The following is a 1150-nucleotide window of genomic DNA, read 5'->3' on the forward strand; positions in this document are numbered from 1 at the left end:
GCGGCGGGCCGGGTCTGGGGCTATCTCCAGGACTGGGCGGTGGCGTACGGCTACCGGCCGGGGCGGGCCCTGGTGTGGATGGCGGTGCTGTGGGCGGCGGGGACGGTGGCGTTCTCGCGGTACCAGCCGCCGTCGATCAAGGGTGACGAGCACCCCGAGTGGAACGCCGCGCTGTTCGCGCTGGATCTGCTGGTGCCGGTGATCGATCTCGGGCAGGTCGGTTACTGGCGGCTGGAGGGCGGCTGGCAGTGGACGGCGGCGGCCCTCGTCCTGGTGGGGTGGATATTGGCCACCACGGTGGCGGCGGGCGCTTCCCGGCTGCTGCGCCGGAGCTGACCCCCGGTCACCGCTCCCGCCTTCGGGCGCCGGGGGCGACAGCCCTCGAAAGGCCGGTCGAGACCCGGCCGGGAGACCGGGTCGGTGCGGCCTCAAGGTCGGATTCAAGCCGTCCGACGCCACTTCCTTTGCCCTTTCTTGAAGGTTTCCAGGGCAACCCTCCCACTCGCTACAGAAGCTTCACAGGGCCCCACTGGCGCCCTCCTCACCAGCGCTTTTCAATGGTCTGCACCATGGCATTCCTCCGCGCACTGCTGAGCTCCGCGCGCACGCTCCGGTACGGACCGGTGCTGTCCGCCGCGCTGCCCGCCGACGAGGCGGTGCTGCTCGACGCCCCCGACGAACTGCTCTCCCCCGCGCTGGTGGCGGCGGCCCTGGGCGACTTCGAACCCGCGGCCAAGCTCCTCGCCGGGACCCGGGACGCCGCCGACTGGGAGACCCGGGACCGCTGTCTGGCCCGTCTGGTGGCGTTCGCCGACAGCCGCGACGGCTGGCTGACCGACTGGCTGGCCGCCGCCCCGACCGATCCGGACGCCCTGCTGGTCAAGGCCGAGCTGGCGGTCCGGCGGGCCTGGGCGTCCCCCGCCCACGCGGAACTCCTGCGCGAGGTGGGCCCCCTGATCACGGCGGCGGCCGAGGCGGACCCGAGGGATCCGGTGCCGTGGAGGCTCGCGCTCGACCACGCCCGGGGCACCCACGCCCCGCACACCGTCTTCGAGGCGCTGTGGGAACAGGCGCTGCTCCGCTCCACGCACCACTACGGCTGCCATGTCGCCGCGCTCCAGTACCTCTCCGCCGCCTGGTACGGCTCCCC

The 1150-nt window shown here is 73.4% G+C and carries 2 pseudogenes; both read left to right on the plus strand.

The window, feature by feature from the left end:
• Nucleotides 1-336 (plus strand): annotated as a pseudogene (locus IH13_RS0132035) (oxidoreductase); the annotation flags it as partial.
• A gap of 221 nt (nucleotides 337-557) precedes the next feature.
• Nucleotides 558-1150: pseudogene (locus IH13_RS0132040) on the plus strand (hypothetical protein); the annotation flags it as partial.

The organism is Streptomyces sp. NRRL WC-3549, assembly GCF_000721935.1.
Classification (GTDB): domain Bacteria; phylum Actinomycetota; class Actinomycetes; order Streptomycetales; family Streptomycetaceae; genus Streptomyces.